Source organism: Streptomyces sp. NPDC101237 (assembly GCF_044767465.1).
Classification (GTDB): Bacteria; Actinomycetota; Actinomycetes; order Streptomycetales; family Streptomycetaceae; genus Streptomyces; species Streptomyces gramineus.
Genome location: NZ_JBIWNY010000011.1, coordinates 177,598 through 194,339 on the forward strand (window position 1 = coordinate 177,598; position 16,742 = coordinate 194,339).

At 71.6% G+C, this 16,742-nt stretch carries 16 protein-coding genes and 1 pseudogene; all 17 read right to left on the reverse strand.

Annotation, left to right across the window (positions count from 1 at the left end; genetic code table 11):
* Positions 1-9: 9 nt before the first annotated feature.
* Positions 10-600, reverse strand: a pseudogene (locus ACIRQ9_RS19175) (transposase); the annotation flags it as partial.
* A 31-nt stretch (positions 601-631) separates the two neighbouring features.
* A complete protein-coding gene (locus ACIRQ9_RS19180) occupies positions 632-895 on the reverse strand; it encodes a hypothetical protein (protein WP_404174311.1) in 264 nt (87 codons plus the stop codon).
* Between the two features lie 239 nt (positions 896-1,134).
* Positions 1,135-1,764, reverse strand: coding sequence for an OsmC family protein (locus tag ACIRQ9_RS19185; protein WP_404174315.1), 630 nt, complete (start codon positions 1,762-1,764; stop codon positions 1,135-1,137).
* The gene (locus ACIRQ9_RS19190) at positions 1,724-3,211 is read right to left on the reverse strand and encodes an MFS transporter (protein WP_404174318.1); all 1,488 of its coding nucleotides are present in this window, start codon (positions 3,209-3,211) and stop codon (positions 1,724-1,726) included. Before ACIRQ9_RS19190 ends, ACIRQ9_RS19185 begins: the two co-directional genes overlap by 41 nt.
* Positions 3,212-4,033, reverse strand: coding sequence for a TauD/TfdA dioxygenase family protein (locus ACIRQ9_RS19195; RefSeq protein ID WP_404174321.1), 822 nt, complete (start codon positions 4,031-4,033; stop codon positions 3,212-3,214).
* Between the two features lie 73 nt (positions 4,034-4,106).
* The gene (locus ACIRQ9_RS19200; protein ID WP_404174324.1) at positions 4,107-5,462 is read right to left on the reverse strand and encodes an LLM class flavin-dependent oxidoreductase; all 1,356 of its coding nucleotides are present in this window, start codon (positions 5,460-5,462) and stop codon (positions 4,107-4,109) included.
* Positions 5,459-6,808 carry an LLM class flavin-dependent oxidoreductase gene (locus ACIRQ9_RS19205; protein WP_404174327.1) on the reverse strand — a complete coding sequence of 450 codons (1,350 nt, stop codon included), beginning with the start codon at positions 6,806-6,808 and terminating at the stop codon, positions 5,459-5,461. Before ACIRQ9_RS19205 ends, ACIRQ9_RS19200 begins: the two co-directional genes overlap by 4 nt.
* Before the next feature lie 13 nt (positions 6,809-6,821).
* Positions 6,822-7,598, reverse strand: a complete 777-nt coding sequence (locus ACIRQ9_RS19210) for an ATP-binding cassette domain-containing protein (protein WP_404174330.1) — start codon at positions 7,596-7,598, stop codon at positions 6,822-6,824.
* Complete coding sequence (locus ACIRQ9_RS19215; protein ID WP_404174333.1) at positions 7,595-8,383, reverse strand: ATP-binding cassette domain-containing protein; 789 nt, start codon at positions 8,381-8,383, stop codon at positions 7,595-7,597. The genes ACIRQ9_RS19210 and ACIRQ9_RS19215 overlap by 4 nt, the downstream gene beginning before the upstream one ends.
* Positions 8,380-9,300: an ABC transporter permease gene (locus ACIRQ9_RS19220; protein WP_404174336.1), complete on the reverse strand. Its 921-nt coding sequence runs from the start codon at positions 9,298-9,300 to the stop codon at positions 8,380-8,382. Before ACIRQ9_RS19220 ends, ACIRQ9_RS19215 begins: the two co-directional genes overlap by 4 nt.
* Positions 9,297-10,247 (reverse strand): ABC transporter permease, encoded by a 951-nt coding sequence (locus ACIRQ9_RS19225; RefSeq protein WP_404174339.1) that lies wholly within the window; start codon positions 10,245-10,247, stop codon positions 9,297-9,299. Before ACIRQ9_RS19225 ends, ACIRQ9_RS19220 begins: the two co-directional genes overlap by 4 nt.
* A gap of 7 nt (positions 10,248-10,254) precedes the next feature.
* Positions 10,255-11,844, reverse strand: coding sequence for an ABC transporter substrate-binding protein (locus ACIRQ9_RS19230; RefSeq protein WP_404174529.1), 1,590 nt, complete (start codon positions 11,842-11,844; stop codon positions 10,255-10,257).
* Entirely contained in the window at positions 11,841-11,963 is a 123-nt protein-coding gene (locus ACIRQ9_RS19235) for a PLP-dependent transferase (protein ID WP_404174532.1), read from the reverse strand. The genes ACIRQ9_RS19230 and ACIRQ9_RS19235 overlap by 4 nt, the downstream gene beginning before the upstream one ends.
* Positions 11,964-12,798: 835 nt before the next feature.
* On the reverse strand, positions 12,799-13,455 hold the full coding sequence (locus ACIRQ9_RS19240) for a GntR family transcriptional regulator (protein WP_404174342.1): 657 nt from the start codon (positions 13,453-13,455) through the stop codon (positions 12,799-12,801).
* A 100-nt stretch (positions 13,456-13,555) separates the two neighbouring features.
* Entirely contained in the window at positions 13,556-14,440 is an 885-nt protein-coding gene (locus tag ACIRQ9_RS19245; protein WP_404174345.1) for a sulfurtransferase, read from the reverse strand.
* A 68-nt stretch (positions 14,441-14,508) separates the two neighbouring features.
* Complete coding sequence (locus tag ACIRQ9_RS19250; RefSeq protein WP_404174348.1) at positions 14,509-15,894, reverse strand: LLM class flavin-dependent oxidoreductase; 1,386 nt, start codon at positions 15,892-15,894, stop codon at positions 14,509-14,511.
* Positions 15,895-15,940: 46 nt separating this feature from the next.
* The gene (locus ACIRQ9_RS19255; RefSeq protein WP_404174351.1) at positions 15,941-16,720 is read right to left on the reverse strand and encodes a hydroxyethylthiazole kinase; all 780 of its coding nucleotides are present in this window, start codon (positions 16,718-16,720) and stop codon (positions 15,941-15,943) included.
* Positions 16,721-16,742 lie beyond the last annotated feature (22 nt).

Below are 16,742 nucleotides of genomic sequence, written 5' to 3' on the forward strand. Positions count from 1 at the left end.
CCGCCCATGTCATGAAAAGGCATTTGAAGTGGGCAGATTACCCTTGACGCCGCAGTAAGTTCCTCGCCAGGTGAGTGTCGTCTCGTCCGTTATGCGCCTGGCGAGGTGGTCGACCGAGGTGATGTGGATCACGGCCTCGGAGCTGGCGGTGAGGGTCTCGTAGTCGTGGGCGAGACGGGGGTGCATCATGATCCAACCGATACTCCGCTCGACGACCCAGCGCCTTTCCATGACGTGGAAACCGCGGATCTCCGGGTCTCTGCTGACGACTTCGACGTCGGTTCCGAGGCGGGTGCCGTGCTCGACGACGGCGTTCTTGAACCAGGTGTCGACCCAACTCTCCGAGATGGTCGGGTACTTCTCCTTCACCTGGTCGAGGAGGCGGATCCCCGGGGCGTTCCCCGACAGGCCGGCGGCGGTGACGGTCACGGCGAGGATGAGTCCGAGGGTGTCGGTGCGAATGCCCCGCTTCCTTCCGACGATCTTCTTCGCCGCATCCGTCCCCTGGCTGGTCAGGGGCACGTAGCTGGAGGTCTCCACGGGTCGCGTCGACTTCACCGCGCAGACGGACAACTTCGCGCGGGTTAGGGCCGCACCGTCTGCGGGAGGGCGAGAAGAAGAGACGATTCGGTTACCCCGGGCACATGCCTCCGCTCGTCCTCGGCGGCTCCAGGACGTCTTGCAAGCACGGCTCCACGATGTCCTTGGTCACCTCCCACTCGCCGTCCGTCCCACCGGATTGACGGCCGCAGCGCCACCACTGGGACCACGTCCTGGACGTCTCCCCGGTCAGACCGTCCTCGTCGAAGTGCCAGGCGGCGGGGAGGTAGTCGTAGGCGGTGACCTGGTCCGGCGCGCCGCCGGGACGGTCGGCGGACGTCACGGACGCGACCACGTACTTGGTGCACCATTCGCGATCCGGGGCGCCGCTCCTGTCAGCGCCGACAGCTGGAAGCCGGTGTCCGCAGGGCCGTCCCCAGGGCGTCCAAGACCCCCACCACGACATCCTCGACCCGGCCGCGGTCGACGCCTGGCCGAGCACGCCCTGGGGGGAGGATCCGTCCGCCCCGGTGGCCGAGGCTCTGGAGCGGTTGTCCGGTGACATGGCGCGCCGCTGGTCGGCCTCGACCGCCGTCAGATCTCCTGCGGACTTCCGGTCAGCACGACCCGTCCGGCGATGTGCTGCGGGTTGATCAGCAGGTTGTAGATCGGGCACTTGCGTTCGACCGTCTCGTGGAGTTCGCGGACGCGGTCCCTGCTCGCGGGTGAGGTGATGTGCACGGTGTAGGAGATGTTGTGCGGGTAGATCGGCACGTGCTCGAAGCCGGGTTCCCCGGCGCGCGGGTCCTGGTCCGCCTGGACCTCGACCTCCAGGGAGTCCAGCGGGATGCGCAGGTCGGCTGCCTGGATGAGGAAGATGTGGGTGAGGCAGCTGGACAGGGCGCCGAGCTGGATCTCCGGGGAGGCCGGCCCGAGGTCGTAGCCCGCGAAGTCCGGTGGGGAGTCACTGAGGATCTGGTGGTGGCGGATGCGGATGCGCCGTACGCCGCTGCGTTCCTCGGCCTTGGTGCGGGCCCGCAACCGGTTCGGCTCGGTGACGGGAGCGGTCTGCTGGGCCTGCCGCTTGGCGAGCAGGGCGGCCCGTTTCACCTCCAGGTAGGCGCGCAGTCCGGGCCGGGGGTCGGGTGCGGTGCCGAGCAGCAGCTCCGGTTCATCCGGGCTCCTACCGTTCTTGCGGGCTGCGTTCGTCGCGGTGCCGGTCATGTCGGGAACTCCTCGGGGTGGGGAACTCAGGTCTGGGTGAACGGGGCGCGGCGGCAGCCCCGCGCAGTCGCGCCAGCACCAACGCGGCGGCGAGCAGCCCGGCGCAGACACAGGAGGCGAGCGCGTACGCGGCTCGTGGGCCGCTGTCCCCGGACGAGCCGGAGGCGGAGTGCAGGTAGACCGCGGACACGGCGCTGAGACAGACCGCCGCCGCAATGCGCTGAGCCATCTGCAGGATGCCGCCGCCCACGCCGGCGGCCTCGGCCGGGGCATGCTGGAGGACTTGGGTCTGGTTGGGCGAGACGGAGAGGCCGCCGGCGGCACCCGACAGCAGCTGAGTCACGGCGAGCAGGACCGGCAGGGCGCCGGGCGGTGCCAGGAGCGCGGCCACCGCCCCGCCCAGGGTGGCGCAGACGCCCAGCGCCAGGCCGACAGTCACCGTGCGGGGTCCGATCCTGCGCACCAGCCGCCAGGCGAGTGCCGAGGAGACACCCATCGCGATCGCCGCGGGGAGCGAGATGGCTGCTGTGAGAAGGGCGGACAGACCCAGCCCGTCCTGGAGGAAGACGGTCAGCAGGAGGGACGCGGCGATCGAGGAGCCGAACTGGGCCATGGCGACGGCCGTGCCCAGCATGTACGGCCGCGACGACACAAGTGCCGGATGGATCAGCGGCAGCCGGTCCCCGCGTACGCGCAGTCGCTGGTGCAGGACGAACGTGCAGGCCAGGACGGCTACTCCGGCAGCCCACAGGAGTGTCGCTACCCCGCTGTCCGGTGTGCGGATGAACGGCACCATCAGCGTCAGGGTGCATCCGCAGGCCAGGGCGAGGCCGAGCAGGTCCAGTCGGGAGTCGCGGGCGGTGCGCCGAGGCGCTGGCAGCCAGCGGGCCGCGAGGACCAGGGTGAGTATCGCGCACGGTGAGCTGAGCAGAAGACAGTACCGCCAGCCGGCCTCGGGTCCGAGCCCGGCGACCAGTGCGCCGCCGAGCGGTGGGCCGAGAGCCGCGGCGACGCCGCCCGTCAGCGCGTACAGACCGAGCGCCCGGCCACGGTCGGACCCATGGAACACGTCCTGGATGGTGCCGATCACCTGGGCGTTGACGACCCCCGCGGCGGCACCCTGCACCAGCCGCGCGGCGATGAGGGTCCCCGGCCCCCGACCGGTCGCGGCCGCCACCCCCGCGAGGAGGAAGACGGCCACGCCGACGAGGAAGAGCCACTTGCGTCCGTGCAGGTCACCGAGGCTGCCCCCGGGGACCAGGGCCAGCCCGAAGGCGAGTGAGTAGCCGGCCACGATCCACTGGACGTCCGCCGCACCGGCCCCGAGCGAGTGCCGCATGCTCGGGACGGCGATGTTCAGCACCGCCTGGTCCAGCAGGGTGGTCGCTCCCGCCGCCAGGCACACCAGCAGTACTCGCCGGGCGGCGCGGTCTTCTCCCGGGAGCATTCAGGCGGACCGCTGGGTGACAACCGCGTCCGGTTCCACACCGAGGACCTTGCGGTAGACGCGCTCGCCGTCGCCGTAGTCGTCGACCGCATAGTGCCAGGTGGCCCTGTTGTCCCAGAGGACGAAGTCACCGGGCTTCCAGCCGAAACGGATCGTGTAGTCCGGCGAGGAGGCGTGCCGGAGCAGGTGGTCGAGCAGCACCTTGCTCTCTGCCGGGGTCACTCCGGTGAGCTGCCTGGCCGAGCTGCTGATGAAGAGGCCTTTGCGCCCGGTGGTCGGATGGGTGAGGACGACAGGGTGCTCGACGGGTTCGCCGGGAGCGTTCTTCCTGCTGCCCTGCGCGTAGTTCTCCGCGTTGCCGTCGTAGAGGGCGCCGACCGATTCCAGCAGCACCTTGAAGGGTTCGGACAGGTCGTCGTAGGCGGCCTGGAGGTCCGCCCACAGGGTGTGGCCGCCCAACTCGGGCACCACCTCGTAGGTCAGGGACTCGATCGCGAAGACGGGGTCGCGCCACAGTCCACCGATGTGCCAGGTGGCGGCCTTGCCGGTCTGCTTGACGTTGTACGGGTAGACCAGAGGGTTGGCCGGGTGCTTCACGGCGGTCGGGTGGTCGAAGGGCCGCGCGAAGATGCCGACAGCCGCGACCTGCTGGTCGGGCGTCAGGTGCTGGCCGCGGAAGACGAGCACCTTGTGCTCGCGGAAGGCACGGCGCAGTTCCTCGGCGGTGGTGTCGTCGACGGGCGCCGTCAGGTCGACGCCGACGACTTCGGCGCCGAAGCGGGGGCCGGCCCGGAGAATCTCGAGACGGTCGACGGTGGTCATGACAATCTCCTTCTTGTGCGGCGGGTGGGAGTGCGGGTGTGGTGGTGGGCTGGTGTGCTGCGCCGGTACGTGGTCAGGAGGTCCTGGGTGGCCGGGGCAGCCCGAGGTGGTCGCGGAGCGTGGTGCCCGTGTACGCGGTGCGGAACAGGCCGCGGCGGCGCAGTTCGGGGACGACCAGGTCGGCGAAGTCGTCGAGCGTGCCGGGCAGGTAGGGAAAGACCACGTTGAAGCCGTCGGCGGCACGTCCCTGGAACCACTCCTCGATGTGGTCGGCGATCCGCTCCGGCGTGCCGGTGATCGTCCGATGGTCGTCGGCGACGCGCCGGACGAGGTCGCGGATGGTGAGGTTGTCGCGGCGGGCGTCCTCGTAGATCTGCTGCTGCGCGGTCTGCGACTGGTTGGAGGCCGGGAGTTCGGGGAGCGGTCCGTCCAGGGGGTAGGGGCTGAGGTCGAAGCCGCCGAGCCAGTAGGAGAGGTCGGCCAACGCCACCTGTGGAGGCAGGAGTCCGATGAGGCGGGCGTGTTTGTCGCGTGCCTCGGATTCGGTCGGTGCGGTGATGACGGACAGAGCCGGGAGGACCTTGAGGAAGTCCGGGTCGCGGCCGTGGGCGGCGGCGCGCTCCTTGATCTCCGCATAGAACTCCTGGGCCCGGCCGAGATCCTTGATGCCGGAGAAGATCACGTCGGCGACGCGTGCGGCGAGGTTCTTGCCTGCCTCGGATGCGCCGGCCTGGACGATGACCGGATGGCCCTGCGGGGGCCTGGCGATGTTGAGGGGCCCGGCGACCCTGAGGTGCTTGCCCTCGTGGTTCAGCGCGTGCAGCTTGGCCGGGTCGAAGTAGACCCCGTCGGCCTGGTCGTGGCGGAAGGCGTCGTCCTCGAAGGAGTCCCAGAGGCCGGTGACGACGTCGTGGAACTCCTCGGCGCGTTCGTAGCGGGTGGCGTGGTCGAGGTGGGCGTCGAGGCCGAAGTTCCGCGCCTCTCCGTCGTTGAGGGAGGTCACCACGTTCCAGCCGGCGCGACCGCCGGAGATGTGGTCGAGGGAGGCGAAGGTACGGGCCACGTGGTACGGCTCGTTGTAGCTGGTCGAGGCGGTGGCGATGAGGCCGATCCGGGAGGTGCCGGCGGCGAGCGCGGCGAGCAGGGTGGTCGGTTCGAAGGAGTCGTTGACCACGCTGACCCGGCTGAGCACGTCCTCGCTCGCGAGCGGCACGCCGACGAGGTCGGCGAGGAACACCGCGTCGAACGCGGCCCGTTCGGCGGTCCGGGCGAAGGAGAGGACCTCCCGGATGTTCACGCCCGCGTCGGCGGCGGTGTCCGGATGCCGCCAGGCGGCCAGGTACTCCCCCGGCGGCTTGAGGAAGGCGTTGAGGTGGAGCTGATCGCCACGGCGCCGGTCGGTGCGGCCATGGTCGCCACGGCGGCTCATCGTCCGGTCTCCTGAAGGTGACGTGCGCGGGCGACGGGCCGCGGCAGCCCGAGGTTCTCACGCAGGGTGCCGCCCTCGTACTCGGTGCGCAGCAGACCGCGCCGCTGGAGCAAGGGCACCACCTGGTCGACGAAGTCCTCCGCCGGGCCGGGCAGATAGGGGAAGGAGATGCTGAAACCGTCGGCGGCGTAGGCGTGGAACCAGGTCTCGATGTGGTCGGCGATCTGCTCAGGCGTGCCGGCCACCGCCGCCCCGGCGGCGAACCGGTGCGCGAGCTGACGTATGGTCAGCTTTTCGTCGTGTGCGCGTTTGAGGAGCGGGTCGCGGCGGGACTTGCCACGATTGGTCGCGGGGACGTCGGGCAGCGGGCCGTCCACCGGGTGGCCGGTCAGGTCGAGGTCGCCGATGTTGTCCTCGACCAGGCGGCGGGCGACGTCGTCGTGGATGAGGTCCTGGAGTTCGGCGAGGCTGCGCCGGGCCTCGGTCTCGGTGGGCGCGACGAGCGGGGTGAGGCCCGGCCAGACCAGGACGTGGGCGGGGGCACGGCCGTGGGCTGCCGCGCGCGCCTTGATGTCGGCGTAGAAGGCCTGTGCCGCGCCCAGTTCGTGCTGGGCGGTGAAGAGGACCTCCCCGTGCCGGGCGGCGAACTCCTTTCCCGTCTCGGATGATGCGGCCTGGAAGACCACCGGATAGCCCTGAGGCGGCCGGGAGATGTTCAGCGGGCCCCGGACGGCGAAGTGCTCGCCGCGATGGTGGGGGGTGTGCAGTCCGGCCGGATCGTAGTAGCGGCCGGCCTCTTTGTCGCGGATGACCGCTTCGTCGTCGTAGCTGTCCCAGAGTGCCTTGACGACCTGGACGAACTCGTCGGCGCGCCGATAGCGCAGCTCGTGTTCGAGATGGCTGTCGTAGCCGAGGTTCGCGGCCTCCAGCGGTACCACGGAGGTCACGACGTTCCAGGCCGCGCGGCCGCCCGAGATGTGGTCCAGGGAGGCGACCTTGCGGGCGATGTGGAAGGGGTGGTTGTACGTCGTGGTCGCCGTCGCGGCCAGTCCGATGTGCTCGGTCACCAGAGACAGCGCGGCCAGCAGGGTCAGCGGTTCGAAGTGCTCGGCGCGGCCGGTGCGGGACAGCGAGTCCAGCTGATGTCCCTGGAGGGGGGCGACGGTGTCGGCGACGAACAGGGCGTCGAAGCGGCCGCGTTCGAGAGCGCGGGCGAGGTCGGCGTGGAAGGCGAAGTCGAGCTGGCCGTCGGGTCGGGCGTCGGGGTGCCGCCAGCCGGCGACGTGGGCGCCGGAGCCGTTGACGAGGGCTCCCAGGGTGAGGCGGCGTGCGGGGTGCGAGGTCATGCGGTCCTCCCGGTCATGCGGGCAGCCGGGGCACGGCGGCCAGCAGGCGGCGTGTGTACGGGTGGCGGGGCTCGGCCAGCACGGTGGCGGCCGGTCCCTGTTCGACGGCTCGGCCGTCCTTCATCACCAGCACGTCGGTACAGAGCCGCCGTACGACGCCGATGTCGTGGGAGACGAGCAGCAGGGTCAGTCCGTAGGCCTCGGCGAGGTCGTCGAGGAGGGCGAGGATCTGCGCGCGCACCGACACGTCGAGGGCGCTGAGCGGTTCGTCGCCGACCAGGACCTTCGGACCTGGTGCCAACGCCCGCGCCAGGGCGATGCGTTGCCGCTGGCCGCCGGAGAACTCGTGCGGGTACCGGCCGCGCACCGACGGGTCCAGGCCGACCGCGCGCAGGAGTGCGTCCACCCGGTCGTCGTGGTCGCCGGGCAGCCGAAGGCATTCGAGCGGCTCGGCGACGATGTCGCGGACGGTGGCACGCGGGTCGAGCGAGCCCATCGGGTCCTGGAGCACGACCTGCACCTCGCGCCGGAACCAGAGCAGCCGGCCGGGTCTCACCTCGCGCCCCCGGTACTGCACGGTCCCGGAGTCGGGCCGGTCGAGGGCGAGGAGCAGCCGGGCCAGCGTCGACTTGCCGGAGCCGGACTCCCCTACGATGCCGAGGCTGTGTCCTTCGCGCAGCTGGAGCGACACGTCCTGGACGGCTCGGCGGTGGCCGGCCGGGGCGAGCAGTGAGGTGCGCGGCAGCCGGAAGCCACGGCTGAGTCCGGTGCCCTTCAGCAGTTCGGTCATCGGGTCTCCTCCTCGGCTCCGGTGGCGCGGGCGGCCGCTACCAGCCGCCGGGTGTAGGGCTGTCGGGGACGCCGTACCAGGCTGTCGGTGGGGCCCTCCTCGACGATCCTTCCGTCCCTGAGCACGGCGGCCCGTGCGCACAACTGGGCGACGACGGCGAGGTCGTGGCTGATGAACAGCAGTGCGGTGCCCTGTTCGCGGACGAGTTCGTCCAGGAGGGCGAGCATGTCGGCCTGCACGGTGACGTCGAGGGCGGTGGTGGGTTCGTCGGCGATCAGGAGCGCCGGGCGGGTGGCGAGGGCCATGGCCAGGCCGACGCGCTGACGCTGGCCGCCGGAGAGCTGGTGGGGCCAGGAACGGACGGCGAGTTCCGGGTCGGGCAGGCCCACCTGTGCGGCGAGTTCGACGGCGGCGGCCGCGGCCCGGCGCCGGTTCAGACCGCGGTGCAGGCGCAACGGCTCGGAGAGCTGTCCGCCGATGCGCATGAGGGGGTTGAGCGCGCTCATGGGCTCCTGGAAGACCATCGTCATACGGTCGCCGCGCAGCCGGGACAGGGCGCGGTCGTCGAGGCCGAGCAGTTCCTGTTCGCCGAGTCGGACGCTGCCGGTGGCCCGGGCGCCGTCGGGCAGCAGTCCCAGCACGGCGAGGGCGGTGAGCGACTTGCCGGAGCCGGACTCGCCGATCAGCGCGAGCCGTTCGCCGGGGGCGAGTTCGAAGCCGACCTCGTCGACGACGGTGGCGCCGCCGATCCGCACGCTCAGACCGCTGACCGTCAGCAGGCTCATGACGCCTCCCGGACCTGGTGGCGCGCGTCGGCGGCGTCGGAGGCGACGCGGACCCCGGCGGCCGTGTCGGCGACCACTCGCACCCGCAGGCGCGCGTCGGCGGCCTCGCGAAGCCCGTCGCCGAGCAGGTTGAACCCGAGCACGGAGGCGGCGACGGCGAGCCCTGGCCAGATGACAAGCAGCGGGCGGGCGGCGATGTACTGCTGCTGCTCGTGCAGCATGCGCCCCCAGGAGACCGAGGGGGCCGGTGCCCCGAACCCGAGGAAGGACAGGGCCGCCTCGGCGAGCACCGCCACGGACAGCACCAGGGAGAGCTGCACCACGAGGGTGGGTGCGATGTTCGGCAGCAGGTGCTTGCGGACGGTCCGCCAGGTCCCGGACCCTGCCGCGTGGGCGGCGAGCACGTAGTCGGTGTTCAGCACGCGCCCGGCCTCGGCGCGTGCCACCCGGGCGAGGTTGACACCCGCTCCGATCCCGACGGCACCGACCACGGTCCAGGTGGAGCCGCCGTACACCGCGGTGAGGATCATCGCGATCAGCAGGACGGGGAAGGCGATCAGCACGTCTGTGAGCTGGACGACGGCGGCGCCGATCCAGCGCGGCACCAGGACCGCCGTCAGCGCCAGGGCGAGTCCCACGACGGCGGCGACGGCGGCTGAGAGGGCGGCGGTGAGCAGGGTGGCGCGGGCACCAGCCAGCAGCTGGCTCAGTTCGTCGCGGCCCAGCCTGTCGGTGCCGAGGACGTGCCCGCCGGAGAAGGGCAGCAGCCAGCCGTCCTGGGGACGCGCGAGGGTGGGGTCGTACGGTGTCCACACCAGGGAGACCAGGGCGGACAGCACGAGGAGACCGACGAGGAAGATGCCGGCGGAACCGCTGCGGCTGTGCAGCAGCGCACGGAGCACGGGGGCGGGCCTCACACCGAACTCCGCAGTCTCGGGTCGATCAGCCGGTGGGCGAGGTCCACCAGGAATCCGACGGCGAGTACGGCGCCGGTGAGCAGCAGGACCTCGCCCTGCACCTTGTCCAGGTCACGGTTGCCGACGTCCGTGATCAGCATCTGACCGACGCCGGGCAGCACGAAGACCTGCTCCACGACGACGGCGCCCGCGATCAGCCCGGCGATCTGCAGACCGAGCACCGACACCACGGGGACGGCCGCGTTGCGCAGCCCGTGCCGTACCAGTGCTCCGGTGCGGGTGCGGCCCTTGGCACGGGCGGTGCGCAGCCAGTCCTGGTGCAGGACGTCCAGGACGGCGGAGCGTACGAACCGCAGCAGGACGGCGCCCTCGGACAGGGCGAGGGTCAGCCAGGGCAGGACCAGGCTGCGCACCGCCTGCCCCGGCTCGTGCCACCCGTCGATGGGGAAGCCCTGGGCGGGCAGCCACCGCACCTGCACCGCGAGGACCACGACGAGCAGCAGCCCGACCCACAGCGTGGGCAGCGCGATGCCGAGCTGCCCGAGGGCGTTGACCACGCTGCCGAGCCGTGCGTCACGGCGTACGGCGGCGAAGATGCCGAGGGGGACGGCGAAGGCCAGCGCGAGGACGACGGCGCCCGCGGCGAGCGGCCCGGTCACGGCGAACTTCTCAGCGAGCTGCCCGGAGACGGACGTGCCGTCCAGGGCCGACCGCCCGAAGTCACCGGTGACGACTCCGCCGATCCAGCTGCCGTACCGGGCGGCGAGCGGCCGGTCCAGGTCCAGGTCGTGGCGGACGGCCGCGACCTGGGCCGGGGTGGCCTTGATTCCGCCGATGGTCTGGGCGATGTCGCCGGGCAGCAGTCTCAGCACCAGGAAGATCAGCACGCTGGCGGCGAACAGGGACACCACGAGGAGTGCGGCCCGGCGTACCACGTACAGGATCACGCGGGCCTCACTTCTTCGCCACGGCGAGGTTCGCGAGGTCGTAGCGGTTGCTGGTGAAGTTGCGCGGCACGCCGGTGACTCCGGCGCGTACGACGGTGAGGGTCTGGCTGACGTACAGCCAGTCGGCGGCGGCGTCCTCGGAGACCTGCCGGGCCGCCTTCCTGAGCAGGGCGTCGCGGTCGGCGTCGCCCGTGGCCGTCTGCGCTGCGGCGTACCACTTCTGGACGTCGGCGTTGTCATAGCCGTAGTAGTAGGCGGAGTTGGCGAAGTTGTTCAGGTCGCGGGCCTCGGCGTGGTCGACGAGGCTGAGCTGGTAGTGGTGCTTGGTGTAGACGGTGTCGAGCCAGGTCTGGAACTCCACCTGGCGCACTGTGAGTCGGATGCCGACCTGCTTCAACTCGGAGGCCAGGTAGTCGCCGATCTCCGTCGGGTAGATGTTGGGGATCTGCGCGGTGAGCTTGAGGCCGCTGCCGTAACCGGCCTCCTTCAGCAGCTTCTTGGCGCTCGCGGGGTCGTAGGCGTCGACGGCCGTGAGGTTCTCGTAGCCGGGGTCGGTTGCCGGGACGGGGCCGCCGACGAGTTTGGCCGCGCCGCCGAGGGTCTTGACGAGGCCGGCGTTGTCGATGGCTCGGCGGATGGCGCGGCGCACCCGGACGTCCTTGGTGGGTCCCGAGGCGTTGTTGAACGCGAGCGTGAACTTGTCGGTGGTGTCGCCGCGCAGCACCGTGTACTTGCCCGTGTCGGAGAACGGCTGGAGCAGGGTGGCGTCGGCGGCGGTCTCGATGTCGGTCTGGCCGGTCTGCTGGGCGTTGTTGGCCGCGTTGCCGTCCTTGATGTAGTGGAGGACGACCTTGGCGACCTTGGCCTTCTTTCCCCAGTAGGCGTCGTCGCGGACGAAGGTGATGGACGAGCCGCGCTTCCAAGTGCTCAGTCTGAACGGCCCGGTGCCGTTCTCCTTACCGCTCAGGGAGGCGAAGTCGGTGCCCTTCCTGAAGACGATGCCGGCCCGTCCGGTCAGGCCCCAGGTGAAGCCGGTGTCACGGTGCTTGAGCGTGACGACGACGGTGTGGTCATCGGTGGCGGAGACGCTCTTGACGGAGGCGAGCGCGGCCGCGTCGGGGTTCTTCGAGCCGGCCGCGGTGACCTGCCGCAGCGACCAGACGGCGTCCGCGGCGGTGACCTTGCTCCCGTCGTGGAAGGTGGCGTTCTTCGCGAGGTGGAAGGTGTAGGTGAGTCCGTCCGTCGACTGGTGGTAGGAGGTCGCCAGGCTCGGCTCGACCTTGTTGTTCTCGTCGCGGGTGAGCAGGCCCTGGTAGACGTTGTCGAGCAGGATCTGGTCGAGGGCGGCGCCTGCCGTGTCGGCGATGTCGAGGCTCGTCGGCTCCAGTACGAGGCGTACGTCGACGGTGGCGCCGGTGTCGATGTCGGTGGGCTGGGGCGCCTGGCTGGTCTGTCCGGCGTTCGCGGGATCGTCGGCGGCGCCGGTGCCGCAGGCGGTCGCGGCCAGGCCGGCGAGGAGCGCGGTGGCGGCGAGACGGAGTGCGGTGCTGCGGGGCATGGTGGACAGGGCTCCTCGGGCGCGTGCGGTGGACGTCATACGGCGGCTGCTCGCAGTCCCGCGTCGAGGTCGGCGATCAGGTCGTCGACGCCTTCGATGCCGACCGCCAGCCGAACCGGACCGGGGACGGCCCCGGCCGCGGCCTGCTGGGTCCGGATCGTCGGTGACGCCCCGGCTCAGCGCCGCGAGTTCGGCGGGCAGGCGCAGCGGCTTGACGACGGCGTCGAGGCGGGGGCCGAGGAAGAACGGGATCGAGTAGCGGTCGATGCCCGGCCGCGGACTGACGACCCGGTGCTGAGTGGCCTTCAGGTAGCCCTGGGTGGCCATCTCCAGCATCTCGGCGATGTTGAACTTGTCTGCCGCGTAACGGAGTTCGGCGAGAAAGGCGGCACGGTCCGTGTGCGCGGCACGGAAGCGGGAGATGTCGATCAGGGGCAGGGCTGTGGGCTGGGCCATGGAGGTTCCTTCGCGGCAACGGCGGCCGACCGCACCTCGACAGGCCCGTGATGCGGGCCGGACGGGGCGGCGGGAACGAGCAGAAGGGAAGAGCGGAACAGAGGCGCGAGCCGTGGGACGGCGGTCAGCAACAGACCTGGTCGAACTGGTCCGCGCGGCGGCTCACCCAGAACGGGTCGAGCAGCACCGTGTGTGCCGGGCCAGTGGTCGTCATGGCCGGATGAAAGCACACCCGGGATCGGCGCGTCCACCACGCGTCCCAGCGGGCGAGACGGGACGGCTCCGGCGGTGCTCCGGCTGGTCCCGGCCGTCGCGTGCCTCGGCGGCTGTGGACCACGTCGCATGTCCCTGACACCCTCAGGGGCGGGCGACGTACGGTGAAACGATCGGTTTCAGGCGGGTGGAGGCCCTTGATGCGCGTATCTGGCGTGGCACCGCGAAGTGGGCGCTCTGGCGTGTGGCTGATCACGCGTCGGCATGTCGACTACTGCCGCACCCGCTCCGCCGTCCGTCTGCCCGGACGGTTCCGGCCCGCGGTCAGCCGGCCGGCGGCTCGCCGTCGGTGTCCCGGCGCACCTTCTGCCGGATGCGCGTGTCCCGGTCGTGTTCGTGGTGCGACAGCATGCGCAGCCGGGCCGTCTCGGCGTCCCCCGTCCGGATCGCCTCGGTGATCGCCCGGTGTTCGGCGAGGGTCTCGTCGAAGGTGTCCTCGACCGTGCGCGTCCGCCAGGGGGCGCTGGTCTTCACCTGGGCGTCGACGGTGTGCAGCAGCGACGAGACGGTGGTGTTGTGGGCGGCGGCGCGTACCGTGTCGTGCCACTCGTTGAGGCTGCGCCGGACCTGCCCGGGGTCGTCCAGGGTCCCGGCGTGCTCCAGCAGAGCGTCCAGCCGGGCCAGGTCGACCGGGCTGCGCCGGACGGCCGCCGACGAGGCGAGCAGGGCGTCCAGCACGGCACGCAGCTCGAAGAGTTCGAGCATCTCCTCGTCGGAGCGGTGCCGTACGGCGAAGCCGCGCCGGGTGCTCACCAGGAGCCCGTCGCGCTCCAGCAGCGCCAGGGCCTCGCGCACCGGCGTGCGCGACACCTCGAACTCCTCGCTCAGGGCCAGCGGGACCAGGGAGGCATCCTGCGGGTAGTGGCCGGAGGCGAGCCGGTGTCGCAGCTCGTCGTAGATCGTGTCCCTTGTGCTCTTCATCCGTTTCCTCGTCGCGGGGCGGCCCGTTCCTCTTCGCGGGGCGGCCCGCGAAACGGTTCGGGGGCCGCCCCCGGATCATGCCTGATGCCAAGGGCCGCGGTCAGTCCCGGCCCTCTGCGCCGGCGTCCGGCTCCGGTCCCACCACCAGCGGCAGCGCCGGGTCGGCGCGCCACTCCGCTAGCGAGCCGTCGTAGAGGAGCACGTCGTCGACACCGGTCTCGTGCAGTGCCAGGGCGAGCCCTGCCGCGTTGATCGCGCCGCCGCAGTAGAGGACGGTGCCGTCGCCGGCGCGTATGCCGTGGGCCCTGGCGAGGCGTGCGGTCCGCTCGGGCGACAAGGTGTTGTCGGCACCGAGGAGGTCGGCGTACGGCAGACTGGTGGTGCGCGGAATGTGCCCGGAACGAGGGTTTCCGGGCGTGCCGAGGTACTCCGGGCGGCGCAGGGCGCACACCGCAGGCGTGGGGTCGCTGCCGTCGGCGATGCGTTTCATGCGTTCCAGGTCCACGAAGCCGTCCTCGGCCGGGCGGGCGACGACGTTCCCGGCCGCGGGGGCCGGTTCGCGGCCGTCGGTGACGGGAAGTCCGGCGGCCTCCCAGGCGGTGAGGCCGCCGTTGAGCACGCGGACGCCTGTGATGCCGGCGGTGCGCAGCACCCACCACAGGCGGGCTGCCCAGGCGCCGGTGAGCCGGTCGTAGACGACAACGGTCGAGTCCTCGCGGATGCCGAGGTCTCGGGCGTGGGCGGCGATGTGGGAGGGGGGCGGGCAGGTGAAGGGAAAAGGAGCAGCGGGATCGGAGAATCCCGCCATCAGGTCGGCGAAGTGGGCGCCGAGGACGCGGCGTTCGGTATGAAGACCGAGTCCGCTGACGAAGACCTTGGCGCCGTCGGGGCCGGTGCGCCGGTCCACGGTGGCGTCGAGGACGGTCACGTCGCCGAGCCGGTCGCGCAGCCAGGCGACATCGACGAGGGTGCTCGTGCCGGACACCGTCCCGGATGTCCTGCCGGATGTCGTCCCTGCCGTCCCGGATGTCTCGCCGAACGGCGATCCGGAGGTCATGATCGCTCCCCCGTCGTCGCCGTTGACTTGGCGCGGTTGCGCCACTCGCCGCGTCCCGGCCGGGCCAGGCCCAGATTCTCGCGGAGGGTGGCGCCCGTGTAGCCGGTGCGCACGAGTCCGCGGCGGCGCAGTTCGGGTACGACCTGGGCGGCGAACTCCTCGAAGGCGGAGGGCACATGGGTGGCCTGGATCATGAAGCCGTCGGCGGCGCCGCTGTCCAGCCACAGTTCCATGGTGTCGGCGATGTCAGACGCGGAGCCGATCATGTTGCCCTCGGTGCGGGCCCCGTACCAACGGCCGATCTCGCGGACGGTCAGCTTCTCCCGCTCGGCGAACTCGACGACCTCCCGGTAGTGGCCCTCGACGCCGACCTCGTCGAGGGAGGGCAGCGGGCCGTCGAGGTCGTAGCGGGTGAGGTCGACGTTGACGTGGTAGGCGAGCCGGGACAGCCCAGCCTCGGGGTGGACGAGTTCGGTGAACGCCTCGTGCTTGGCGCGGGCGTCCCGCAGGTCCGTACCCACCACGGTGGTCGCGGCGGGAAGGATCTTGAGCTGTTCCGGGTCGCGGCCCCGGGCGGCGGCGCGGGCCTTGACGTCGGCGTAGAAGTCGACGGCCGACTCCAGCGACTCATGGCTGCAGAAGACGACGTCGGCCCAGCGGGCGGCGAAGTCCCGGCCGGCCGGGGAGGCACCGGCCTGGATGATCACCGGATAGCCCTGGGGCGGGCGCGGCACGCTCAACGGACCTCGCACGGCGAAGTGTTCGCCCCGGTGGTCCAACGGCTCCACGGCCTCCGGGCGGCCGAAGACCCCGCTCGCCTTGTCGGCGACGATCGCGTCATCGGCCCAGCTGTCCCAGAGCCGGGCGGTGACCTCGAGGAACTCCTCGGCGCGGGCGTAGCGCGCCTGCCGTCCGGGCAGCCGGTCCTGGCCGAAGTTCTGCGCCTCGGCGTCCTGGAAGCTGGTGACCACGTTCCAGCCGGCGCGGCCGTCGAGGAGGTGGTCGAGGGTGGCCATGCCGCGGGCGACATGGAAGGGCTCCTGGTAGCCGGTCGAGACGGTGGCGGCAACGCCGAGGTGGCGGGTGGCGGCGGCCATCAGGGTGATGACGGGGACCGGGTCCAGGCGCGGGGTGCCGGTGCCCCAGGTGACCGCCGGGGCATAGGAGTCGCCGAGACTCCTGGGCACCGTGAGGGAGTCCGGCACGAAGGCGAGGTCGAATCCGGCGTCCTCCAGGACCCGGGCGACGTGTGTGTAGTGGGCGGCGGTGAGGAACCCGTCACCCGCGTCGGGATGGCGCCAGCCGACGGTGCCCTGCGGGCCGGCGTTGAGGAACGCGGCCAGGTGCATGCGCGGGGCGGCCGGACCGTGAGTGGTGCTCATGGGGTGCTCCAGGTGTGGTGCGTTGCTTCCCCGCAGGGCGTCGCCGTCATGTGCCCAGCAGGGACAGCTCGTCCAGGAGCGCGACCGCGAACGACCCGGTGCCGGTGGTACGGGCGCCCGCGCGTTCGGCCGCCGTGGCGAAGGCGACGTGGGCGACCGCGGTGGCGGTGAGCGGGTCGGGTACGACGGCCAGGGCGCCGGCGATCAGCGCGCCGAGGCTGCACCCGGCGCCGGTGACCTGCGTCAGCCGGACGTCGCCGCCGGGGACGGCGACCGTACGCGCACCGTCGGTCAGGTAGTCCGTGGGTCCGCTGACCGCGACCACCGCACCGGTCCGCCGGGCGAGTTCCTCGACCGCGCCTATCGCGTCCGCGGAGGAGAGGGTGGTCTCCACGCCCTTGCCGGTGCTGTCGCCGCCGGCGAGCGCGACGAGTTCGCTGGCGTTGCCACGGATCACGGTCGGCCGGTGGTCGAGCAGGGCCTTCACGAAGGCGTCGTACTCGATGGCGCCCGCGCCGGCCGCGACCGGGTCCAGGACCCAGGGGGTTCCGGCCGCGTGCGCGGTGCGGGCCGCGTCGACGAGAGGTTCGGCCGGGTTGCTGATCAGCGCCGCGGTGTTGATCCACACTCCGCCGGCACCGGCCGGGAAGACGGTGGGGAAGTCGGCCGCGGCGCCGATGGCCGGTCCGGCGCCGACGGCCAGGAGCACGTTGGCGCTCAGGTTCGCGGCGACGTAGTTGGTCAGTCCGTAGACGAAGGGCGAGGCGGACCGGATGGCGGCGATGCCGTCGGCGATCCCGGGGCTCTCCCAGGTGATTTCTTCCATGGCGGGGGGTCTCCGTAGCTCT